Source organism: Clostridium sp. BSD2780061688st1 H5, assembly GCF_005845155.1.
In the GTDB taxonomy this organism is placed as follows: Bacteria; Bacillota; Clostridia; order Lachnospirales; family Lachnospiraceae; genus Claveliimonas; species Claveliimonas intestinigallinarum.
This window is the reverse complement of sequence record NZ_SPGT01000003.1, coordinates 72,026-96,207: the sequence shown is the minus strand read 5'-3', so window position 1 is coordinate 96,207 and position 24,182 is coordinate 72,026. Positions and strand designations below refer to the sequence as shown.

General features: G+C 52.6%; 20 protein-coding genes and 1 other annotated feature. Of the genes, 18 read left to right on the top strand and 2 right to left on the bottom strand.

Annotated elements, in window-relative coordinates:
* Positions 1–59: 59 nt before the first annotated feature.
* On the bottom strand, positions 60–632 hold the full coding sequence (locus tag FGQ86_RS03055; RefSeq protein WP_138302947.1) for a hypothetical protein: 573 nt from the start codon (positions 630–632) through the stop codon (positions 60–62).
* Entirely contained in the window at positions 625–1,788 is a 1,164-nt protein-coding gene (locus FGQ86_RS03050) for a MarR family transcriptional regulator (protein ID WP_171031499.1), read from the bottom strand. Before FGQ86_RS03050 ends, FGQ86_RS03055 begins: the two co-directional genes overlap by 8 nt.
* 716 nt (positions 1,789–2,504) lie before the next feature.
* On the opposite strand from FGQ86_RS03050, the gene rpmG reads away from it, so the two are divergent.
* The 18 genes from rpmG (at position 2,505) to FGQ86_RS02960 (ending at position 24,178) form a co-directional block, all read left to right on the top strand.
* Positions 2,505–2,654 carry a 50S ribosomal protein L33 gene (gene rpmG / locus FGQ86_RS03045; protein WP_074017771.1) on the top strand — a complete coding sequence of 50 codons (150 nt, stop codon included), beginning with the start codon at positions 2,505–2,507 and terminating at the stop codon, positions 2,652–2,654.
* 24 nt (positions 2,655–2,678) lie between these two features.
* On the top strand, positions 2,679–2,876 hold the full coding sequence (gene secE / locus FGQ86_RS03040; protein WP_033127140.1) for a preprotein translocase subunit SecE: 198 nt from the start codon (positions 2,679–2,681) through the stop codon (positions 2,874–2,876).
* A gap of 25 nt (positions 2,877–2,901) precedes the next feature.
* The gene (nusG, locus tag FGQ86_RS03035) at positions 2,902–3,417 is read left to right on the top strand and encodes a transcription termination/antitermination protein NusG (protein WP_033127139.1); all 516 of its coding nucleotides are present in this window, start codon (positions 2,902–2,904) and stop codon (positions 3,415–3,417) included.
* Between the two features lie 52 nt (positions 3,418–3,469).
* Positions 3,470–3,895 carry a 50S ribosomal protein L11 gene (gene rplK / locus FGQ86_RS03030; protein WP_033127138.1) on the top strand — a complete coding sequence of 142 codons (426 nt, stop codon included), beginning with the start codon at positions 3,470–3,472 and terminating at the stop codon, positions 3,893–3,895.
* Between the two features lie 73 nt (positions 3,896–3,968).
* Positions 3,969–4,661, top strand: a complete 693-nt coding sequence (gene rplA, locus FGQ86_RS03025) for a 50S ribosomal protein L1 (protein ID WP_033127137.1) — start codon at positions 3,969–3,971, stop codon at positions 4,659–4,661.
* Positions 4,662–4,886: 225 nt separating this feature from the next.
* Positions 4,887–5,032 (top strand) — a sequence feature (ribosomal protein L10 leader region).
* 52 nt (positions 5,033–5,084) lie between these two features.
* Positions 5,085–5,651, top strand: coding sequence for a 50S ribosomal protein L10 (gene rplJ / locus FGQ86_RS03020; RefSeq protein ID WP_033127136.1), 567 nt, complete (start codon positions 5,085–5,087; stop codon positions 5,649–5,651).
* A gap of 123 nt (positions 5,652–5,774) precedes the next feature.
* Complete coding sequence (gene rplL, locus FGQ86_RS03015) at positions 5,775–6,152, top strand: 50S ribosomal protein L7/L12 (RefSeq protein WP_033127135.1); 378 nt, start codon at positions 5,775–5,777, stop codon at positions 6,150–6,152.
* Between the two features lie 416 nt (positions 6,153–6,568).
* Positions 6,569–10,426 carry a DNA-directed RNA polymerase subunit beta gene (locus tag FGQ86_RS03010; RefSeq protein ID WP_138302946.1) on the top strand — a complete coding sequence of 1,286 codons (3,858 nt, stop codon included), beginning with the start codon at positions 6,569–6,571 and terminating at the stop codon, positions 10,424–10,426.
* A gap of 14 nt (positions 10,427–10,440) precedes the next feature.
* Complete coding sequence (rpoC, locus tag FGQ86_RS03005) at positions 10,441–14,169, top strand: DNA-directed RNA polymerase subunit beta' (RefSeq protein ID WP_138302945.1); 3,729 nt, start codon at positions 10,441–10,443, stop codon at positions 14,167–14,169.
* A gap of 167 nt (positions 14,170–14,336) precedes the next feature.
* Positions 14,337–14,900, top strand: a complete 564-nt coding sequence (locus FGQ86_RS03000; protein ID WP_138302944.1) for an HD domain-containing protein — start codon at positions 14,337–14,339, stop codon at positions 14,898–14,900.
* A 116-nt stretch (positions 14,901–15,016) separates the two neighbouring features.
* On the top strand, positions 15,017–16,489 hold the full coding sequence (locus tag FGQ86_RS02995; RefSeq protein WP_138302943.1) for an LCP family protein: 1,473 nt from the start codon (positions 15,017–15,019) through the stop codon (positions 16,487–16,489).
* 13 nt (positions 16,490–16,502) lie between these two features.
* A complete protein-coding gene (locus FGQ86_RS02990; RefSeq protein ID WP_033127131.1) occupies positions 16,503–16,991 on the top strand; it encodes a VanZ family protein in 489 nt (162 codons plus the stop codon).
* Between the two features lie 206 nt (positions 16,992–17,197).
* Positions 17,198–17,689, top strand: coding sequence for a MarR family transcriptional regulator (locus FGQ86_RS02985; protein ID WP_033127130.1), 492 nt, complete (start codon positions 17,198–17,200; stop codon positions 17,687–17,689).
* Positions 17,682–19,415: an ABC transporter ATP-binding protein gene (locus tag FGQ86_RS02980; protein WP_033127129.1), complete on the top strand. Its 1,734-nt coding sequence runs from the start codon at positions 17,682–17,684 to the stop codon at positions 19,413–19,415. Before FGQ86_RS02985 ends, FGQ86_RS02980 begins: the two co-directional genes overlap by 8 nt.
* A complete protein-coding gene (locus FGQ86_RS02975) occupies positions 19,408–21,339 on the top strand; it encodes an ABC transporter ATP-binding protein (RefSeq protein WP_052084210.1) in 1,932 nt (643 codons plus the stop codon). Before FGQ86_RS02980 ends, FGQ86_RS02975 begins: the two co-directional genes overlap by 8 nt.
* Positions 21,340–21,492: 153 nt before the next feature.
* The gene (locus tag FGQ86_RS02970; protein ID WP_138302942.1) at positions 21,493–22,197 is read left to right on the top strand and encodes a hypothetical protein; all 705 of its coding nucleotides are present in this window, start codon (positions 21,493–21,495) and stop codon (positions 22,195–22,197) included.
* A gap of 69 nt (positions 22,198–22,266) precedes the next feature.
* Positions 22,267–23,073: a carbon-nitrogen hydrolase family protein gene (locus FGQ86_RS02965; protein ID WP_207742244.1), complete on the top strand. Its 807-nt coding sequence runs from the start codon at positions 22,267–22,269 to the stop codon at positions 23,071–23,073.
* A 259-nt stretch (positions 23,074–23,332) separates the two neighbouring features.
* On the top strand, positions 23,333–24,178 hold the full coding sequence (locus FGQ86_RS02960; RefSeq protein WP_138302940.1) for a cell division protein FtsQ: 846 nt from the start codon (positions 23,333–23,335) through the stop codon (positions 24,176–24,178).
* Positions 24,179–24,182: the final 4 nt, after the last annotated feature.

Here is a 24,182-nt window from a genome sequence, read left to right as displayed (position 1 = left end):
GTGCTGACAAAATTTGAAAACTATAAGCATGACTATTGTAGCACTGCCGGATTACCCCATCAATCGCATCTCTGTGCCAATGTACTGCCATTTTGTGACGCTCCCTCTTCCGGGAAAAACTGCTCCAGCAGATGAATGGTTTCTTTGGCAGTAAATCCCCATAAGATTGCACTGAGCGCTTCTATGGCAGCGTGTCGTCTCCGGTAAAAGGTGCGGTAAGAAAGCCTGTCTATATGCGGTGCAAGACGGTCTATGATCTCGTCGGTGTTCCTCAGCTCCTGCGGGGAGAGAAAGGAGTAGTAGAGAATCCAGTAGTATTGCTCCCCGTACTTATGATTGCTCCGCAGCAGATCAACAGCAGAGTCAAGGAGTTTGAGCATTTTGTTGCTCCTCTCGATACTTTTTGCCCGTTCTTCGATATCCGAACCGTTCAAATCCGCCCCTGCAGCATAGATGGAATCCAGGAAATGATCTATGGATGTTCCATAGTCAATCTGGAATTGCGTTTCAAGCTGGTGCACCACCACCTTCAGACTGTACGTGGCGTCGCGATAGTGCTTTAAAAACTGATAGGTATTATGGAATCTTGGATCTTCATTTTGGACGATATGATTTTTCTTTGTTCTAGGCATGAGCAGAGCCTCCTTTCAATGCTACAGCAGGAATTTCGGTGAACAGTGTGGGTGGATCTTCCCGTGGTGTCATGGATAGTTCAAACCGATAGGCCATGTTCCCGTAGGGGCAGATAATCTCAAGACTATAGATACTGTTTAACCCTCCCCTGCTGTCTGATAACCGAGATAATTGGTAACGGGCTTTCCTGCACTGACAGCAGGGAAGCCCCTGTGTTTGCAGTAAATCTGCCACTTTTCCAACGACGTAACGAATCACCGGTTTTGGAACGCTATCGGACTCATCTGAAATGCTGATCTGCTCTGTAATGTCTGGTTCTGAAACGCTATCCGGATCATCCGGCACCTGAATGGGCAGGCTTAAGGCAAGCGCAACCTCTTCTTTGTCAATGAGAACATCACTGATGGAGAACATAGTAGACAGATAGTTGTTCAAGTAGATGATGCTGCCGTGTGAGCCGGTAAAAGGGATTAAGGTCAGCAGATCTAACGAATCCATTTTCTTCAGAATACGGCAGACCGTTGCCCGGGAGCGCCCCCAGCGTTCAGCCAGTTCCGTATAATTTGTTACCGGACTTCCGGTATGGTTCCGAAAATACACCACCGGCCCCAAATCTGATCCCTGCACCTGAACATCGTTGTAGACAGCGTGTATCCAGAGATCCAGCAGGATATCCATTTCCGAGCATTTTCCAATGCTGATCAGTTCATGGACTTTGGTAATCGGAAAGAAATAGAATCCGCTGTCTTTCTGGCAGGGGTAACTGTATCCAAGAATCGTATTCTCTGTTTTCCAGTCCAGGATTGAGAACTTGACCAGCCGATTCTTTCCGAGGATGGAATAGGAAACATAATGTTGTTCTTCCAGAAATTGCAACACTGAGATTACCTGGTGATGGAAGCGGAAACGAAACGCTTCCTGTAATTCTGTAATCGGACAAATCCATTCACCTGCCTGCAGAGTATATGACATACCTTCAAGTCTCCGTCTGGACATTCGGTAATTCGCATATGAGCAGAGAACGATATAATAAAAAAGATAGGAGCCTCCGTTGGTACGGATGTTCCTATCTTCCATAAGATTTCGGATAAATGACCGGTAGATCCGGCAGCGTGGATAATCCACAAGCTGTTTGATTTCTAATTGATATTTCATATGTTTAGTCCTCCAATGGATTAATATGTAATGTAAAATATTAAAAGTTTCAAAACAACGTAGACGAAAGGCAGACTTATAGCTTATAATGAGTGCGTAACGATTGAGGCACAGAAACAGCAGTATAATGGCAGTCTTTGGACATTTGGAATACCTTAGTTGGCACGACTGCTCGGTTTGAATTTAGTGGAATAGGGTGGAAATAAGGTGGACACATTTGAAATTCCCCAGAGTTTTAGCGGGTTCCGAGGATTTTTTTGCTGGTCTGCAACACCTCGATTCACCGGTTCAAATCCGGTCTGCGCCTCTTATAGAGAAGTGAGAGAAATATCAGCCAAGAGCTGGTATTTTTCTTTTTCATATACAAATATTTACTTAAAGGCTCATGCTGCGAAACAAAGAAGAGCTTCTGTGGTACTTCCTTGGCCGGGCCGCGGAGTATCTCTACAGCAGGACGGGAAAAGGCAGAAGGCTTATATTTAAATTATATTTAAATATGTAAGGAACTGGATTAAGGAAAAGCACAGACAAAGCATGCCCCAAAAAACACAGACAAAGCATGCCCCAAAAAACAGGCTTGACTTCCAACGCTATACTATGGTATATTATTGTGGCGATGGAAGCAGGTCTTTTTTTTATGCCTAAATTTAAGGCGCCCGGTTCAAGACCGCCGGGGCAACACGTCAACATTAAGAAAATGAAGCGAGGTGGAAGTTGTGCGTACAAGAATTACATTAGAGTGTACAGAGTGCAAGCATCGTAACTACAACATGACGAAGGATAAGAAAACTCATCCGGAGCGCATGGAAACAAAGAAATACTGCAGATTCTGTAAATCACACACATTGCACAAAGAAACAAAATAGTCGCTGGCAAAAGGAGTGAATGTCGTGAGTAAGGAAAAAACTCAGAAGAAAAGCTGGTTCAAGGGTCTTAGCTCAGAATTCAAAAAGATCATCTGGCCAGACAAGGTGACACTTGCTAAACAGACAGCAGCGGTTGTTTCCGTATCCGTCGTGCTGGGGATCATCATCGCGATCATCGATTTCCTTGCGCAGAACGGAGTAGATTTTTTAGTAGGACTGTAAGACTGTAAGCAAGAAAGGTGATTATATGTCAGAGGCAAAATGGTACGTTGTTCATACCTATTCCGGGTATGAGAACAAAGTGAAGGCCAACATTGACAAGACAGTGGAGAACAGACATCTGGAGGCGCAGATCCTGGAGGTGCGGGTTCCACTGGAGGATGTTGTGGAGACGAAGAACGGGGTGCAGAAGGTAACACAGAAAAAGATGTTCCCCGGCTATGTGCTCATTCACATGATCATGAATGACGACACATGGTATGTGGTCCGCAACACAAGAGGTGTGACAGGGTTTGTGGGACCTGGCTCCAAGCCGGTACCCCTGACAGACGAGGAGATGGCGCCCCTTGGCATCCGGCGCGAGAATTACGTGGTGGATTACGAGGTGGGCGACAGCGTCAAGGTCATCGCCGGTGCATGGGCGGATACAGTGGGTGTTGTGCAGTCCATCAATGCCGCTAAGCAGAGCCTGACCATCAATGTTGAGCTGTTTGGCCGCGAAACGCCAGTAGAAATAAGTTTCGCTGAAGTGAAAAAATTGTAGTCAGTAGTGGGAGGGACGTCCGTCCCGACAATACCACAAGGAGGTAATGAAAATGGCAAAAAAAGTAGAAGGTTATATCAAATTACAGATTCCTGCCGGCAAGGCAACTCCGGCTCCTCCGGTCGGACCTGCACTTGGACAGCACGGAGTTAACATTGTTGAGTTCACAAAGCAGTTCAACGCAAAGACAGCTGACCAGGGAGATCTGATTATCCCTGTAGTAATCACCGTTTACAACGACAGAAGCTTCAGCTTCGTTACAAAGACACCTCCGGCAGCAGTCCTGATCAAGAAGGCCTGCAATCTGAAATCCGGTTCCGGTGTGCCGAACAAACAGAAAGTTGCAAAGATCACAAAGGCTCAGCTTCAGGAGATCGCTGAGACAAAGATGCCTGACCTGAACGCAGCAAGCCTTGAGGCAGCTATGAGCATGATCGCAGGTACATGCAGGAGCATGGGTGTTACAGTAGAAGAGTAAGAGCGATTTGAGTCAACAGGAACAGTAAGTGGGAGGGTTATCCCGACATTACCACAAGGAGGTATTTTTTAAAATGAAAAGAGGAAAGAAATATACAGAAGCTGCAAAAGCTATCGAGAGAGGAACACTCTACGACAAAGAAGAGGCAATTTCTTTAGTAAAGAAGACAGCAGTGGCAAAATTCGATGAGACTATTGAGGCTCACATCAGAACAGGCTGTGACGGACGTCACGCTGATCAGCAGATCCGCGGCGCCGTTGTACTGCCCCACGGAACTGGTAAGAAGGTGCGCATCCTCGTGTTTGCGAAAGACGCAAAGGCTGAGGAGGCAAAGGCAGCAGGCGCTGACTACGTAGGCGGCGATGAGCTGATCCCGAAGATCCAGAACGAGAACTGGTTTGAGTTCGACGTAGTAGTTGCTACACCAGACATGATGGGCGTTGTTGGACGTCTCGGACGTGTACTTGGACCCAAGGGCCTGATGCCGAACCCGAAGGCTGGAACAGTAACCATGGATGTTACAAAGGCAATCCAGGACATCAAAGCTGGTAAGATCGAATACAGACTTGACAAGACAAACATTATCCACGTGCCGATCGGTAAGGCTTCCTTTACCGAGGAGCAGCTTGCAGACAACTTCCAGACGCTTATTGATGCGATCAACAAGGCCAGACCGGCAGCTGTAAAGGGTCAGTTCTTAAAGAGCGTGACACTTACATCTACAATGGGACCTGGCGTGAAGCTTAATCCGGTTAAGCTGGCTTAATCAGAGAGCAGAGATTGACGCATATACACACCCCGGAGACATTGTTTTGAGAACAGTGCCCGGGGTGTTTTTCTGTTGCACTGCCAGAGAGTGTGGTGGCAGGAGCTGTGGCGGTCTGCGCGGCAGTCAGAAGCAGGCGCAGAAAAACCGAGTAATACCCGGTGTAGAGCTATAAAAAACCGGAAAAAGTTGAAAAATACATTGACAAGTATAAACAAGTGTGCTAAATTACAGTAGTAACTGCCGAAGACAGCAGGTGCTGAAAAGCGTAAGTATGAAAACGCCTGCCGAGGAAGAATAGATTTAGTACGTTGTGTATGAATTTCTACCCCTCTGTGTCTTTGGGCGCAGAGGGGATTTTTATTCAGCCATCAATCTGTCGGCGGTGCAAGAACCAAAATCTAACAAGGAGGTGCACCATTCGTGGCAAAAGTTGAGTTAAAACAGCCTATCGTTCAGGCGATTGTTGATGACATCACAGGCGCTGAGTCAGTCGTGCTGGTTGACTACCGCGGATTAACTGTTGCTCAGGACACAGAGCTCCGTAAGCAGTTAAGAGAAGCTGGTATCATCTACAAAGTCTGCAAGAACACAATGATGAAGAGAGCTTTTGAGGGAACAGAGTTCGCTGCTCTGGAAGAGCATCTGGAAGGCCCCAGCGCTATCGCCATCTCTAAGGATGACGCTACAGCTCCGGCAAGGATCCTGTGCAAATTCGCTAAGGATGCAAAGGCTCTTGAGTTAAAGGGCGGTGTTGTCGAAGGAACAGTTTACGACGTTGCTGGACTGACTGAACTGGCTAAGATCCCGTCAAGAGAAGAGCTTCTCTCCAGACTGCTTGGAAGCATGCAGTCACCGATCACAAACTTTGCTCGCGTTATCAAGCAGATCGCAGAGCAGGGTGGAGAGGCCGCTCCTGCAGAGGAGAGCGCAGAGGCTCCGGCTGAGGAAGCTCCCGCAGCAGAGGCAGCAGAGACACCGGCTGAGTAATCAGCGGTTTGAGTCTGACAGGAAAAGCAGACGACTGGCAGCTGCCTGACAGCAGCCAGCAGAGACACCAAACAGGGTTTGGAAGATTAAAAAATCAAAAAGAAATTAATGGAGGACAATGAAATGGCTAAGTTAACAACAGCTGAAATGATCGATGCGATCAAAGAGTTATCAGTATTAGAATTAAACGAGTTAGTTAAAGCATGCGAAGAAGAGTTCGGCGTATCTGCAGCAGCAGGCGTTGTAGTTGCGGCAGCAGCCGGAGACGGAGCTGCAGCAGCAGAGGAGAAGGACGAGTTTGATGTAGAGCTTGTAGCAGCAGGCGCTTCCAAGGTTAAGGTTATCAAGGTTGTTCGTGAGATCACAGGTCTTGGCCTGAAAGAGGCTAAAGAGCTTGTTGACGGCGCACCGAAGGTTGTTAAAGAGGGCGCTTCCAAGGCTGAGGCTGAGGAGATCAAGGCTAAACTCGAGGCTGAGGGCGCAGAGGTTAACCTTAAATAATTCAAGTGTTCAGAGCAAAGCATATAAATTTGAACATGACAAATTGTTTATAAAAAACAGAGAGGACCGCTTGAGGGTTTTACAACAGAAGACCCGCAAGCGGCCTTTTTTCGCGCTTTTGTTGGAAGCGGAAATGCGGCGGGATCGGGAATTGTGTCTGATGGGACACAATTCCCCGGGGGTATATGCACAACGATGCACCGGTTGACTTAATTTCAGACGTAATACTTTTCAAAAGTATTACGTCTGAAATTAAAAAAGTCCTTGACACCCCTCCAGGGCTTGTTGTATTATATAGGGTGCATCATTATGAAAAACTGTGTCATTATCGATGGCACAATGTGCGAGAGTGTAATAAAAACAGGGGGTTTGCTCGGTTAAACCTCACAAAAAATAAACGAGGAGTGAAACGTCATATGGAGAAAAACAGAATTCGTCCTATTAAAAGTGGAAAAAATTCCCGCATGAGCTATTCCAGGCAAAAAGAAGTGCTTCAGATGCCCAACCTGATCGAAGTCCAGAAAGACTCCTATCAGTGGTTCCTTGACGAGGGATTAAAAGAAGTATTTGATGACATTTCTCCGATCACAGACTACAGCGGCAAGCTCAGCCTGGAGTTTGTGGATTTCACCTTGTGCGAGAAAGACGTAAAGTACTCGATCGAGGAGTGTAAGGAGCGCGATGCCACCTATGCGGCCCCGCTGAAGGTGCGCGTAAGGCTTCACAACAAGGAGACAGACGAGATCAATGAGCATGAGATCTTCATGGGAGACCTGCCGCTGATGACAGCGACGGGAACTTTTGTGATCAATGGTGCAGAGCGAGTTATCGTAAGCCAGCTCGTGCGTTCGCCCGGTATCTACTACGGCATCGCGCATGACAAGCTGGGTAAAAGACTGTTTTCCTCCACTGTCATTCCAAACCGGGGAGCATGGCTGGAATATGAGACAGATTCAAATGACGTTTTCTATGTGCGTGTAGACAGAACAAGGAAGGTGCCGATCACTGTGCTGATCCGCGCCCTCGGCATTGGGACCAATCCCGAGATCATTGACCTGTTCGGCGAGGAGCCCAAGATCCTGGCCAGCTTTGAGAAGGATGCTGCTACAAACTACCAGGAAGGTCTTCTCGAGCTGTACAAGAAGATCCGTCCCGGCGAGCCGCTCGCGGTGGACAGCGCGGAGAGCCTGATCACAAGCATGTTCTTTGATCCGAGACGCTACGACCTTGCCAAAGTCGGACGCTATAAATTCAACAAGAAGCTGATGCTGAGAAACCGCATCGCAGGTCACGTGCTGGCCGAGGACGCGGTGAGCCCCATCACCGGAGAGGTGATTGCCGAGGCGGGCACCAAGCTGACAAGAGAGATGGCGGACGACATCCAGAACGCGGCCATTCCCTACGTGTGGATCGACAGGCCGGAGGAGGAGAGAAAGGTAAAAGTCCTCTCCAACATGATGGTGGACTTGCAGTCCATCGTGGACATTGATCCCAAGGAAGTGGGCGTGACAGAGCTGGTATACTATCCTGTGCTGTCCGGGCTTCTGGAGGAGACGGCAGGGGATATCGACGAGCTCAAGAGCGCCATCAAGCGGGATATCCACGACCTGATCCCGAAGCATATTACAAAGGAAGATATTCTTGCTTCCATTAACTATAATATCCATCTGGAGTACGGCCTTGGAAATGACGATGACATCGACCACCTGGGCAACCGTCGTATCCGCGCCGTGGGCGAGCTGCTCCAGAAGCAGTACAGGATCGGTCTGTCCCGTCTGGAGAGAGTGGTTCGAGAGAGGATGACCACACAGGATCTGGAGGGCATTTCACCCCAGTCCCTGATCAATATCAAGCCTGTGACCGCTGCTGTGAAGGAGTTCTTCGGATCCTCCCAGCTGTCCCAGTTCATGGATCAGAACAACCCTCTGGGCGAGCTGACTCACAAGAGACGTCTGTCCGCCCTCGGACCTGGCGGTCTGTCCAGAGACCGTGCCGGATTTGAGGTCCGCGACGTACATTATTCCCACTACGGAAGAATGTGCCCCATCGAGACGCCTGAGGGACCCAACATCGGTCTGATCAACTCCCTCGCATGCTACGCGAGGATCAACCAGTACGGATTTGTTGAGGCTCCGTACAGAAAAATAGATAAATCTGACCCGAAAAATCCGAGAGTCACAGACGAAGTTGTCTACATGACAGCAGATGAAGAGGACAACTATCATGTGGCGCAGGCGAACACGCCTCTGGATGAGGAAGGTCATTTCGTACACAAAAATGTGTCCGGTCGTTACCGGGAGGAGACACAGGAGTATGAGCGCTCCATGTTCGACTACATGGACGTGTCCCCGAAGATGGTGTTCTCCGTGGCGACAGCCCTGATCCCCTTCCTGCAGAACGACGACGCCAACCGTGCGCTGATGGGATCCAACATGCAGCGCCAGGCAGTGCCGCTTCTCATGACCGAGGCCCCTGTGGTTGGTACAGGTATGGAGGAGAAGGCAGCTGTTGACTCCGGCGTGTGCGTGCTGGCAGAGGAGGGCGGCGTTGTAGAGCGCTCCACCTCTAATGAGATCACCATCCGTCAGGATGACGGCATGCTTAAGAAATACAAGCTGACCAAGTTCCAGCGAAGCAACCAGAGCAACTGCTACAACCAGAGACCTATCGTCTTCAAGGGCGACCGGGTGGAGAAGGGTGAAGTCATCGCGGACGGACCTTCCACATCCAACGGCGAGATGGCCCTTGGAAAGAACCCCCTCATCGGCTTCATGACATGGGAGGGCTACAACTACGAGGACGCGGTTCTCTTAAGCGAGAGGCTGGTACAGGACGACGTTTACACATCCATTCATATAGAAGAGTACGAGGCGGAGGCCCGCGACACCAAGCTGGGACCTGAGGAGATCACAAGGGACATCCCCGGCGTGGGTGATGACGCCCTGAAGAACCTGGATGAGAGAGGAATCATCCGCATCGGCGCTGAGGTCCGCGCAGGCGATATCCTTGTCGGAAAAGTAACTCCCAAGGGAGAGACAGAGCTGACAGCGGAGGAGAGACTTCTGCGCGCCATCTTTGGCGAGAAGGCCAGAGAGGTGAGAGACACCTCCCTGAAGGTACCCCACGGCGAGTACGGTATCGTGGTGGATGCCAAAGTGTTTACAAGGGAGAACGGCGACGAGCTGTCACCCGGCGTGAACCAGGCGGTCCGCATCTACATTGCCCAGAAGAGAAAGATCTCCGTGGGTGACAAGATGGCCGGACGTCACGGAAACAAGGGTGTCGTTTCCCGTGTGCTTCCCGTGGAGGATATGCCCTTCCTGCCAAACGGACGTCCTCTGGACATCGTGCTGAACCCGCTGGGCGTGCCTTCCCGTATGAACATCGGACAGGTGCTGGAGATCCATCTGTCGCTGGCTGCCAAGGCCCTGGGCTTCAACATTGCCACACCGGTATTTGACGGAGCTGACGAGAACGATATCATGGACACTCTGGATCTGGCCAACGACTACGTGAACTTGAGCTGGGAAGAGTTTGAGGCAAAACACAAAGAGGAGCTGCTCCCGGAGGTACTCCAGTATCTCTCTGACAACAGAGACCACAGAGAGCTGTGGAAGGGGGTTCCCATCTCCAGAGACGGTAAGGTGCGTCTGCGGGACGGCCGTACCGGCGAGTTCTTCGACAGCCCGGTTACCATCGGGCACATGCACTATCTGAAGCTGCACCACCTGGTAGACGACAAGATCCATGCCCGCTCTACCGGCCCCTACTCACTGGTAACACAGCAGCCTCTGGGAGGAAAAGCCCAGTTCGGCGGACAGCGTTTCGGAGAGATGGAGGTTTGGGCTCTGGAGGCCTACGGTGCATCCTACACACTGCAGGAGATCCTGACAGTGAAATCCGACGATGTGGTGGGGCGTGTGAAGACATACGAGGCCATCATCAAAGGGGAGAACATTCCGGAGCCAGGTATTCCCGAGGCCTTCAAGGTACTGCTCAAGGAGCTGCAGTCACTGGCGCTGGATGTCCGCGTGCTGCAGGGCGGCGAAGAGGTGGAGATCCTGGAGACCGTGGATATGGGAGAGACAGATTTCCGCTCACTGATGAACGAGGACAGAAAATACCACAGTGACGACGAGAACCTGGGAGACCACGGCTACACTGCGCAGGAATTCCAGGGCGAGGAGCTTGTGGACGTGGAAGAGCCTGACAGCGATGCCGAGGACGACGATCTGGGTATCGAGTTTAACGAAATATCAGACGATGAATTTTAGGAAGGGGTGCCAGTATGCCGGAAACAAAAAAGGAACAAACCTATCAGACAATGACCTTTGACGCCATCAAGATCGGGTTGGCGTCACCGGAGAAGATCCTTGAGTGGTCCAGAGGCGAGGTCACAAAGCCGGAGACCATCAACTACAGGACGCTGAAGCCGGAAAAGGACGGCCTGTTCTGTGAGCGCATCTTCGGACCCAGCAAGGACTGGGAGTGTCATTGTGGTAAATATAAAAAGATCCGTTACAAAGGCGTTGTCTGCGACCGCTGCGGCGTCGAAGTGACGAAATCCAGCGTGCGCCGCGAGCGTATGGGCCATATCGCCCTGGCCGCTCCGGTGTCACATATCTGGTACTTTAAGGGGATCCCGAGCCGCATGGGACTGATCCTGGATCTGTCCCCCAGGACTCTGGAGAAGGTGCTCTACTTTGCCTCCTACATCGTGCTGGACAAGGGCGAGACAGACCTGATGTACAAACAGGTGCTGTCTGAGCAGGAGTACCAGGAAGCGAGAGAGAAATGGGGCAGCGCCTTCCGTGTGGGAATGGGTGCTGAGGCCATCAAGGAGCTTCTGGAGACCATCGACCTGGACAAAGAGTACGAGGAGCTGACAGCCGGCCTGGAAGGGGCCAGCGGCCAGAAGAGGGCAAGGATCGTGAAGCGCCTGGAGGTAGTGGAAGCCTTCCGGGAGTCCGGAAACAAGCCGGAGTGGATGATCCTGACAGCCATCCCGGTGATCCCGCCGGATCTCCGTCCTATGGTACAGCTGGACGGCGGACGTTTCGCCACCAGCGACTTAAATGACCTTTACAGAAGGATCATCAACAGAAACAACCGTCTGAAACGCCTGCTCGAGCTGGGCGCGCCGGACATTATCGTTAGAAACGAGAAGAGAATGCTCCAGGAGGCGGTGGACGCCCTTATCGACAACGGAAGAAGGGGCCGTCCGGTCACAGGACCCGGAAACCGCGCCCTGAAGTCACTCTCTGATATGATGAAAGGAAAATCCGGACGTTTCCGTCAGAACCTTCTTGGAAAGCGTGTAGACTACTCCGGACGTTCCGTTATCGTCGTGGGACCTGAGCTGAAGATCTACCAGTGCGGCCTCCCCAAGGAGATGGCCATCGAGCTGTTCAAGCCCTTCGTTATGAAAGAGCTGGTACAGAACGGCACAGCCCACAACATCAAGAACGCAAAGAAGATGGTGGAAAGGCTCCAGCCCGAGGTATGGGATGTGCTGGAGGATGTCATCAAGGAGCACCCGGTCATGCTGAACCGTGCTCCTACGCTGCACAGGCTTGGTATCCAGGCATTTGAACCTATCCTGGTAGAGGGTAAAGCCATCAAGCTTCATCCCCTTGTATGTACCGCCTACAACGCGGACTTCGACGGAGACCAGATGGCTGTCCATCTGCCCCTGTCCGTTGAGGCCCAGGCAGAGTGCCGTTTCCTTCTGCTCTCACCGAACAACCTTCTGAAGCCTTCAGACGGCGGACCGGTGGCCGTTCCCTCACAGGATATGGTCCTCGGTATCTACTATCTGACACAGGAGAGACCGGGAGCGCTGGGAGAGGGCAAGTTCTTCAAGAGCGTAAACGAGGCTATCCTGGCCTACGAGAACCAGGCGCTGACACTCCACTCCAAGATCAGGGTGCGTGTGTCCAGGACTATGCCTGACGGAACCGTGAAGACAGGTACCATCGCCTCCACTCTTGGAAGGATGCTCTTCAACGAGATCATCCCCCAGGACCTTGGCTTTGTAGACCGCGAGGTGGAGGGAAATGAGCTCCTTCCGGAGATCGACTTCCATGTGGGCAAGAAGCAGCTCAAGCAGATCCTGGAGAAGGTCATCAACACCCACGGCGCCACAGCCACCGCAGAGGTGCTGGACAATGTAAAGGCCATCGGCTACAAATACTCCACAAGAGCGGCCATGACCGTGTCTATTTCCGACATGACCGTGCCGCCGCAGAAGCCGGAGATGATCGAGCAGGCGCAGGAGACTGTGGACCGGATCACAAAGAACTTCAAGCGTGGTCTGATCACAGAGGAGGAGCGATACAAAGAAGTCGTAGAAACATGGAAGGCAACTGACGACGCCCTGACAGAGGCGCTGCTTTCCGGTCTGGATAAATACAACAACATCTTCATGATGGCTGACTCAGGAGCCCGTGGTTCTGACAAGCAGATCAAACAGCTTGCCGGCATGCGTGGACTGATGGCAGATACGACAGGACGTACCATCGAGCTGCCTATCAAGTCCAACTTCCGTGAGGGTCTGGACGTACTGGAGTACTTCATGTCAGCCCACGGAGCGCGTAAGGGTCTGTCCGATACAGCTCTTCGAACAGCCGACTCCGGTTACCTGACAAGACGTCTGGTAGACGTCTCCCAGGAGCTCATCATCCGTGAGGTGGACTGCCGCCAGGAGGGTGAGGAGATCCCCGGCATGTACGTCCATGCATTTATGGAGGGCAACGAGGAAATCGAGAGCCTGCAGGAGCGTATCACAGGGCGCTACCTGTGCGAGAGCATCAAAGATAAAGACGGCAATGTGCTCGTGAAGGCCAACCATATGGTGACCCCGAAGAGGGCAGAGCTGATCATGAAGAAGGGCGTGGACGAGAACGGCGAGACGCCCAAGAAGATCAAGATCCGCACCATCCTGACCTGCCGCTGCCACAACGGCGTGTGCGCAAAGTGTTACGGCGCCAACATGGCAACAGGCGAGCCTGTTCAGGTAGGTGAGGCAGTCGGCATCATCGCGGCTCAGTCCATCGGTGAGCCGGGTACACAGCTGACCATGCGTACCTTCCACACCGGCGGTGTGGCCGGAGACGACATCACACAGGGTCTTCCTCGTGTGGAGGAGCTTTTCGAGGCCAGAAAGCCGAAGGGTCTTGCCATCATCACAGAGTTTGCAGGAAAAGCGACGATCAACGATACAAAGAAAAAGCGCGAGGTCATCGTTACCAACGACGAGACAGGCGAGTCCAAGGCCTACCTCATCCCCTACGGATCACGCATCAAGATCCAGGACGGACAGGTGCTGGAGGCCGGCGACGAGCTCACTGAAGGTAGCGTGAACCCCCACGATATCCTGAAGATCAAGGGACTTCGGGCTGTGCAGGATTACATGATCCAGGAGGTACAGCGCGTATACCGTCTCCAGGGTGTTGATATCAACGACAAGCACATTGAGGTTATCGTGCGCCAGATGCTGAAGAAGATCCGCGTGGAAGAGAGCGGAGACACAGGCTATCTGCCGGGCACCATGGTGGATGCGCTGGAGTTCGAGGACAAGAACAAAGAGCTCATGGCAGAGGGCAAGGAGCCGGCCACAGGCGAGCAGATCATGCTGGGTATCACCAAGGCCTCCCTTGCAACAAACTCCTTCCTGTCAGCTGCCTCCTTCCAGGAGACAACCAAGGTGCTGACAGAGGCTGCCATCAAGGGCAAGGTTGACCCGCTGGTAGGTCTGAAGGAGAACGTCATCATTGGTAAGCACATTCCGGCCGGTACAGGTATGAGAAAGTACCGGGATGTCAAGCTCAGCACAGATCTGGCCGTGGAGGAAGAGGACGATGAGATCCTGGCGGATGACATGGTATCCGCCGATGAGCTGCCGGATGCTCAGCTGACAGAGGAGACAGAGGCCTCCGCGTCAGAGGAGCAGGAGACAGAGGCGCTAGATGCTGAGACAGAGGCTGCGGCTGACGAATCAGACATCATCCTTCAGTAGAATGCTTAAACAAAATAAAAAAGCAGACAATCATAAATGCAATGGGGCGGAAGATGCGCAGACATCTTCCGCTCTTTGCCATTTCTCCGCGGATATGTTAAGATAGAACACAGGGAAAAAATCCATATCAGAAAATCAAGAAAAAATCCATAAGGGAGGAAGCGACAATGAGCAGAGAGCAGGCACATGACATTCTGATGAAATACATGAAGGGAGAAAACTACATCACCCACTCCTATGCGGTGGAGGCCATCATGAAAGGGCTGGCTAAGCGGCTGGCTCCAGACCAGGTAGAGTACTGGGGCATCGTGGGACTTCTCCACGACCTGGACGAGGAGCAGTGCGACTGGGAGCACGACATGAGCGTCCACGGTCCCACATCTGTCGAGATACTGAAAAAGGAGGGCATCGACGACCCGGTGCTCTTTGACGCCATCAAGGCACACAATCCGAAATGCGGCATGAAGGCAAAGACCAACCTCCAGTACGCTGTCCTGGCGGCAGACCCCATGAGCGGATTTATCAAGGCTGTAGCCCAGATCTATCCTGACAAAAAGATTGCCAGTGTAAAGCACAAGTCCGTACTGAAGCGCTTTAACGAGGCACGCTTTGCCAAGGGAGCCAACAGGGACTACATGGAGATGATCGAATTTACCGGTCTTTCTCTGGACGATCTGATCGACATTGCCCTGGAGGAGATGGGCGCCATCGCGGATGTGCTGGGGTTGTAATGTAGCATATGATTTTCCGAAAGATGTGACATACGGTGATATCATGTCCGGAAAAGTATGACGTCCGGAAAATGATGCATACTATCAGAAGAAATAACACAAAGGAGATTTGAGTAATGAGATACAACCGCGGATACCACGAGCCCTACAGGAGGGACAGGCTAGTTAACAAAAAAGAGAAAAAGAGAGTGCATTCTGTGGGCATTGCCATTGCCGGAATTCAGTTGATAATCTCGGTCCTTTTCCTTGCCCTTCTCTGGAGGGGCGGGCTGATCCCGGCTGCCTATATAGTGGCCCTGGGACTAGTCCTCCTGGTGTTGGAGGCCGTGACAATGGGCCTTCAGTTTGTAAAAGGCAGGATCCATCTGGCAGGAATCGTCTTGTCCCTGCTGATCAGCGCCGTCCTGGTGTTCGGCGCGGTCTACCTGTACAGGGCAGACCGCCTGCTGGCGGACGTGGGGGGAGCGGACTACAAGACGGACAATATGGTGGTCGTGGTCAAAAAGGATGACCCGGCCCAGCTCCTGGCGGACGCGAGAAATTACCGCTTTGGGACCCAGAGCGCGCTGGATCAGGAAAATACGTCCACAATGGTGGAGGATGTGAAGGACAATATCGGAAGAGAGCCTAATGTGACGGAGTATGGATCAGTTTTGGAGATGGCCCAGGCCCTTCTGGACGGAAATGTCAACGCGCTGATCTACAACCAGGCCTTTGACGCGGTAATCGGGGAGAGCATCGAGGACTACTCAGACCAGGTGAGGGTGCTCTACCAGTACGGCATCAACACCCCCATTGAAAATGAGGAGGCGGATGTGAGGGAGCCCTTTAACATTTACATCAGCGGCATTGATGTGTCCGGCGACATCTCCACAAACAGTCGGAGCGATGTGAACATCATCATGACTGTCAACCCGGAGACAAAGAAGATCCTTCTCACCACAACTCCCAGGGACTACTACCTCCAGCTGCCGGGCGTCTCGGGGGAGGCCCGGGACAAGCTGACCCACGCGGGCATTTATGGGGTGGACGTCTCCATGGCTACCCTGGAGAGCCTCTACGGGATAGACATCACCTACTATGCCAGGGTGAATTTTACCTCCCTCATCACCATCGTGGACGCCCTGGGAGGCATAGACGTGCAGTCAGAGTACGCCTTTGAGGCGAGGGGGTACCAGTTTGTCCAGGGGAGTAACCACCTGAACGGAGAGCAGGCCCTTGCCTTCTCCAGAGAGCGCTACAGCTTTGAGGACGGGGACAACCAGAGGGGCAGGAACCAGGAGGCAGTGCTGACAGCCATTCTCCAGAAGGCCATGTCGCCGGCTATCTTGCGGAATGCGGATCAGATCCTGGCGGGTGTGAGCCAGTCCGTGCAGACCAACATGACCCGGGAGGAGATGGCGGAGTTTATTCGTATGCAGATCGCAGACCCCTCCGGCTGGAGCATTGAGTCCGCCGCGGTCACAGGTACCGGGGACACACAGAGCTGTTTCTCATCGGGCAGTCAGCTCCTCTATGTCATGCAGCCGGATATGGCCTCAGTCAGCGCTATCGCGGAAAAAATGCAGCAGGTGCTGGCAGGACAGTAGGATCGGAGAACATATGAAGAAAAATATATGGACGCTGGCAGTGCTCCTGTGGATGTGCCTTACCTTTTGGTTCTCTGCAAAGACAGCCGATGAGTCTGCACACATGAGTCGGTCCGTGGGATATCTGGCGGGCGAGCTGTTTGTAGAGGACTTCCGGGAGTGGACGCCGCAGCAGCAGGACGCCTTTGCGGAGCGGATAGACCATTTTGTGCGAAAGAGCGCCCACGCCACGGAGTACGCAGTGCTGGGAATCCTCTTTGGAGGCATGTACGCCTCCTGGGGACTGTGGGGAAGAAAACATTTTCTCCTGGCAGCAGGCAGCGGAATTCTCTACGCGGCCACGGACGAGTTCCATCAGCTCTTTGTCCCGGGACGCAGCGGCCAGCTGTCGGATGTGCTGCTGGACAGCTGCGGAGTTCTGGCGGGGGCAGTTCTTTACATAGGTGCTGTGTGGCTTGTCAGGAGATGGAAAATCAGAAGGAAAAAAGAAAATATAATTTAACGGAAGGGCAGACTACCCTTCGGATGCCGTGTCTATGGACGCGGCATTTTTTTGCCCGCAATTCTCAGGAAAAATCTTACATTTTGTTTTTATGTTTTTTACAAAAATACTGTTGACATCATAGTGTATTCGTATATAATATATTGTTAGTTCCCGAATTGTTAGTAACCGAACAACATAATATTTAATTAGGTAAGGATGGAGTCATGGGGGAAGATGCAGGAAAGTGGATCAACCGTGTTTCCCATCAACTGAAGAGACAGATGTCCTGCGAGGATCAGCAGCCCGGACAGGACGATCTCACCAACATGCAGAAACACATTCTGCATTTTATTTTGCTTGAAACCATGCACAGGGATCTTTTCCAGAGAGATCTGGAAAAGGAGTTCAAGGTCCGCAGGTCCACGGCTACGGGAACCCTTCAGCTTCTGGAAAAAAAGGGCTATCTCTACCGGGAGCCGGTGAAGAAGGATGCCAGACTGAAGAGGATCGTGCCCACGGAGAAGGCCCTGAAGCTGCGGGGAAAGCTGCTGGCAAATATCCGCAGGAGAGAGGCGCAGATCAGAAAAGGCATTTCGGAGGAAGACATGAAGGTGTTTGTGCGCGTGCTGAAGCAGATATCCTCCAATCTGACCTGCGGAGAAAAGCAGAAAGAAACGGAACTAAGTATGGAAAGAAAGGGAGAGTCAGATGAATAGGAAACTACTGAAATCTGTGCGGGAGTACAAGAAGCAGGCGTTCCTGGCACCTGTTCTGGTGACGCTGGAGGTGCTGCTGGAAGTGCTGATCCCGCTTCTGATGGCAAACATCATTGACATCGGAATTATGGAAGGAGACATGGATTACATTATAAAGATGGGCATCGTCCTTGTCATCATGGCTATGCTGTCGCTGGCCTTTGGCGCCAAGGCGGGGCAGGTGGCTGCCGTCGCGGCTGCCGGATATGCCAAGAACCTGCGGCATGACATCTTTTATAAGATCCAGGAATTTTCATTTGGAAATATTGATCATTTTTCAACGTCCAGCCTTGTGACCAGGCTGACGACAGATATCACCAACGTGCAGATGGCATTCATGTTCACTATCCGTATGCTGGCAAGAGCGCCTATCATGGTGGTGCTGTCCTGGATCATGACCGCCACCATCAGCCTGAAGATCGCGTTCCTCATGCTGGTCACAATCCCTATCCTGGGCGGCGTTCTGATGCTGATCGCCAAAAAGGCACATCCGCATTTCATCCAGGTGTTCGACGAGTACGATGTGCTGAACAATACTGTGCAGGAGAACGTGAACGCGGCCAGGGTGGTGAAGGCCTACGTCCGTGAGGACCACGAGAATGGCAAATTCCACAAGATATCACAGAAGGTATTTGAGCTGTTTACCAAGGCGGAGATGCTGGTGGCCTGGAACTCACCGGTCATGAACTTTGTCATGTACACGGTGGTTCTCCTCATCGTCCTCATCGGCGGAAAGGATATTGTCCTCGGGACTATGATGACTGGCGAGCTGACAAGTATCATGGTATACGCCATGCAGATCCTCATGTCCCTCATGATGGTATCCTTTGTCTTTGTCATGATCATGATCGCCGAGGCGTCCTCTGACCGTATCAAGGAGGTGCTGGAGGAAGTGCCGGAGATGGTGGACGGGGAGGATGCCCTGACAGAGGTGGCAAACGGAGATATCGACTTTGAACACGTAGATTTCAGCTACGCAGGCGAGGACGGCAACCTGTCCCTGAAGGATGTGAACCTTCATATTAAGAGCGGACAGATCGTGGGCATCATCGGCGGAACCGGAAGCGCCAAGTCCACGCTGGTGCAGCTCATCCCCCGTCTCTACGACGTAACCCGGGGCTGTGTGAAGGTGGGCGGCCAGGATGTGCGCAAGTATAATCTGGAGAAGCTCCGTGACCAGGTGTCCATGGTGCTCCAGAAAAATGTCCTCTTTACAGGAAGTATTTACGAAAATATCCGCTGGGGCGATGAGAAGGCCTCCAATGAAGAGGTGAGAAGAGTGTGCCGTCTGGCCCAGGCGGACGGATTTATCAGCGAGTTCCCGGCAGGCTACAACACCATGATCGTGGAGGGCGGAAACAACGTGTCCGGCGGACAGAAGCAGAGACTGTGTATCGCCAGAGCCCTCCTCAAGAAGCCCAAGATCCTGATCCTGGACGATTCCACAAGCGCTGTGGACACAAGGACAGACGCCCTGATCCGCAAGGCCTTCCGGGAGGAGATCCCGGACACGACGAAGATCATTATCGCCCAGAGGATTTCCTCCGTGGAGGATGCGGATGTGATCATCGTTATGGACAACGGTCAGATCAACGGCATCGGAACATCCGAGGAGCTTCTGAAGACAAACGAAATTTACCGCGAGGTATACGAATCACAGGTGAAAGGAGGAACGGAAAATGAGTAACAGCGCAAACACCAACGCGGGCAGCGGCGCCGGAAACGGAAGAGGCGGTAAGCCCACAGTTACAAAGAATACACTGAAGACAGCAAAGAGACTCCTGGGCTATGTGACGAGCACCTACAAGGTTCAGTTTGTGCTGGTGCTGTTCTGCATTTTGATCAGCTCCATTGCCAGCATCTCAGTCTCCTTGTCTCTGCGCTATCTGCTGGATGACTTTATCATCCCGCTGATCGGCCACAAGGATCCGGATTTCTCTGAGCTCTATATGGCCCTCACTGTGCTGGCCTGCATTTTTGCACTGGGCGTGGTGGCTACCTTCCTCTACACGAGGACGATGGTGGTCATTGGACAGGGCGTGCTCAAGAGAGTCAGGGATGAGATGTTTGAGCATATGCAGACTCTGCCGATCCGCTATTTTGACCAGAATACAAACGGCTCGATCATGAGCCTTTACACGAACGACACGGACACTCTGAGGCAGATGATCAACCAGTCTATCCCTCAGGTGCTCATGTCAGCGCTGATGCTCATTGTCACCTTTATCGCCATGCTGGTGCTGAGCCCCATTCTGACGCTGCTGGCCATTGTGGTCATCCTTCTGATGATCGCCGTGTCCCGCTTCATCGGCGGCAACAGCGGCAAATATTTTGTCCGGCAGCAGCTGGACCTGGCAAACATCACCGGCTTTGTGGAGGAGCGGATGAACGGCCAGAGAGTGGTCAAGGTGTTCAACCACGAAAGGAAATCCGAGGAGGAGTTTGACGCACTGAACGAGAAGCTCTTCGAGAGCGCGTCAAACGCCCACACCTTTGCCAGTATCATGGGCCCCATCATCGGAAACATCGGCAATCTCCAGTTCGTGCTGACGGCAGTTCTGGGCGGCTTCCTCTCCGTCATGGGCATCGGCAACATCACCCTGGGCGTCATGGCTTCTTACCTGCAGTTCACAAAGAGCTTTACCCAGCCCTTCATGCAGGTGGCCCAGCAGTTCAACTCCATCATCATGGCTCTGGCAGGAGCGGAGCGTATCTTCAACATGATGGATGAGGCACCGGAGGTGGACGAAGGCTACGTGACCCTGGTCAATGCCAGAAAGAAGGCGGACGGCACTATTGAGGAGTGCAGGGAGCGCACCGGCATGTGGGCGTGGAAGCATCCCCACCAGGCGGACGGCACTGTCACCTACACGGAGCTGAAGGGAGACGTGCGGTTCTTTGATATGTCCTTTGGCTACGAGCCGGACCATATGGTGCTCCATGACCTGACCCTCTACGCGAAGCCGGGACAGAAGCTGGCCTTTGTGGGATCCACAGGAGCCGGAAAGACCACCATCACCAACCTAATCAACCGGTTCTACGACGTGCAGGACGGCAAGATCCGTTACGACGGCATCAACATCAACAAGATCAAAAAGGCGGACCTGCGCCACTCCCTCGGCATTGTGCTCCAGGATACCCACCTGTTCACAGGCACCATCATGGACAACATCCGTTATGGAAAGCTGGACGCCACAGATGAGGAAGTATATAACGCGGCGAAGCTGGCCCATGCGGACGGATTTATCCGCATGCTGCCTCACGGCTATGACACCATGCTCACCAGCGACGGGGAGGAGCTTTCCCAGGGACAGCGGCAGCTCCTTGCCATTGCCCGGGCAGCCGTGGCTGACCCGCCGGTGCTGATCCTGGATGAGGCGACCTCCAGCATCGACACAAGAACTGAGAGTATCGTGCAGAAGGGTATGGATAACCTGATGAAGGGGCGCACCGTGTTTGTCATTGCCCACAGGCTCTCCACCATCCGCAACAGCGATGCTATCATGGTGCTGGAGCACGGCCGCATCATCGAGCGGGGTACCCACGAGGACCTGCTGGCCCAGAAGGGTACTTACTATCAGCTGTATACAGGGAAGCTGGAGCTGTCGTAGGGAAAGAGAAATTTTATAAAAAGAAAAAGCTTATGGAAACTGCCAGAAATATGTGCTACTATATATGCAAAGTATTATATTTCTGGCAGTTTTTTTCTTTTGCGGCGTCTGCCGTGTCTGTAAGTCTGATAAGAAGATCTAAAAGAAACTACCATGCTGTTCAGCGACAAGAAGGAGCTGCTGGGACTCTATAATGCGGTAAGCGGGAAACAGTATAAGGATCCCGGGGCGCTGAACGTCAACACGCTGGAGAACGCGATCTATATGGCCATCAAGAATGACCTGTCCTTTGTGATCGACTCCCGGCTCTCCCTGTACGAGCACCAGTCCACCTACAGCCCCAAGCTTCCGCTGCGGATGCTTCTGTATCTGGCAGATCTGTATGCGGATCTGACGAAAAACGAAAATCTGTACGGAAGAAAAAAGATGATGCTGAACATCAACGCAGGCCATAATCCGGAGCTTATGAGGGCGTGCAAGACCCTGGCAGATTATGCCCAGTATACGGCCCGCATAAGAAGGTATGCCGCGGAGATGCCCATAGAAGAGGCGGTAGGGCGAACGATCACGGAATGTATCCGGGAGGGGATCCTTGAGGATTTTTTGAGGAAATATCGAGCGGAGGCAAAGAGGATGAGTGTATATGAGTATGATCAGGCAAGACATATAAGGCAGGAGAGAGAAGAGGCCTGGGAAGAGGGAAGACAAGAAGGTAGAGAGGAGGGAATACAGAAGGAAAGGCAGGAAGAAAAGCGGGCTATAGCTCTCAATCTTGTGAAAATGGGCATGACAGCGGAACAGATTGCTCAGGCAGTGGAAGAAGAGCCTGCTGTGGTCGAGGAGTGGCTGAGGGTATGACGGTAAGCTCAGAAAAGCTGCCGGGAGCAGTCTGGCGGCGAGCAGCAGTCCTGGAAAGGGGTGAATGGTATGAAAATCGCACAGATACAGTCACACGTGTACAGTGACAAAATGAAGAACCTGGAACAGCTGGACAGACAGATGGAGGAGCTGGCCTGGCGGAAGCCGGACCTGGTCATGCTGGGGGAAATGTTTTGCTGTCCCTATGAGACAAAGCTGTTCCCCGTCTACGCGGAGCCGGAGGGCGGCCCTGTCTGGAGGGAGCTGAGCCGACTGGCCAAGGGATACGGCGTCTGCCTGGCGGCCGGGTCTGTGCCGGAGCGGGACGGAGAAGGCAGAGTCTACAACACAGCCTATGTGTTTGACCGGGCGGGCAGACAGATCGGAAAGCACCGGAAGGTCCACATGTTTGACATCCAGGTGGAGGGAGGACAGCATTTTAAAGAGTCGGAGACGCTGACGCCGGGGGATAAGTGCACGGTATTTGACACAGAGTTCGGGAAGGTGGGGCTGTGCATCTGCTTTGACTTCCGGTTTCCGGAGCTTGCAAGGAAAATGGTCCTCGATGGAGCAAGGCTGATCCTTGTGCCGGCGGCCTTCAATATGACCACAGGTCTGGCGCACTGGGAGCTGATGTTCCGGAGCCGGGCGGTGGACAACCAGTGCTTTGTGGCCGGAACCTCCTGTGCCCGGGACCGGGAGGCGGGCTACGTGGCCTGGGGGCATACACTCCTCGTCTCCCCCTGGGGCGATGTGATAGAGGAGATGGATGAGCGGGAGGGTGTGATGGTCCATGACATTGACCTCTCCTATGCGGACAAGGTGCGCGCAGAGCTGCCCCTTCTGTCCGCCAGGCGGGAGGAAGTATACCGCTGAACAGGGTAGATGACATCAAACAGGAGTCAGTGAACGGGAGCAGTGAGCAGATAGTAACGGACAGATGACGAGGGAGCCTGAGAGAGGGCTCCCTTTTTCTCCGTGTAGAAATAAATTTCATTATTTGATTAAAAATGAAAATTAACTTACATTTTACGGTGCCGTGATCTTATATTTAACCTACTCTTGATATGATACACAGCGTAGAAGATGAGAAACAGTGATCATCAAAAAGAACGTTATCAGGAGGTAAGAAAAAATGGCAAAGCGAGAGAATGCGACGCAGTCACAGAAGCTTATGGTGTTTGTGCTCACAATGTCCCTTTACGGACTGGCAACTTTATTTACAGAACTCATCCCATCTATCCAGGTGGGCATCGTGGAATTTTCAGTGGAGTATTTCCTGTTCATCCCCCTGGTGCTGGCCATGCTGTTTGATCCTATGTCAGCAGCCCTTGGCGCAGCTACCGGCGAGCTTGTCTTCAGCGAGATCATGCTGGGACAGTTCGGAGGACTGGGAGAGCTGGAGAAATTCATCACAGTGACCATCGGTGTGTACATTGCGGGGAGAATGGTGAGAGACCCCAGAAACCGGAAAATGGTGGGAATCGCAGCTATCAGCGGCGTTATCATCCAGCAGGTGCTGGGCATGATCGTGGACATCCTGAAGGTACAGTTTGCGGTACAGGATTTTGAGGCGGTTCCGGGACTTCCACAGAGCGTGTTCGCCACAGAGGGATTTGCCTGCCTCAATGACGTGGTCTTCTCGGGCATCCTGTTCTGCATGCTTCCGACGCTGTTCCTTGTGCCCAGGCTTTACGGGAAGATCGAGCCTCTGATCGGCATGAGGCCCAGGACAAAGGAGACGGCCCTGGGCGCAGTAAACGCGAAGGTAGTCCTCGGTTCGCTGGTGGCATTTGCCGTGGCTGTCTGTGCGGAGATGCTGGCAGAGAGCGGCATGTCCCTCATCGACTGGGAGGCGGACTGGGCCGGAAGCGGTACAGCTCTGGCTGCCGGGATGATCGTGGCTGCTGTGGTGGCTGTCATCGTGCTGGCTGTTATGAAGAAGAGGGCAGAGTCCTCCAATGCGGCGCAGGGAGTGTAGGGAC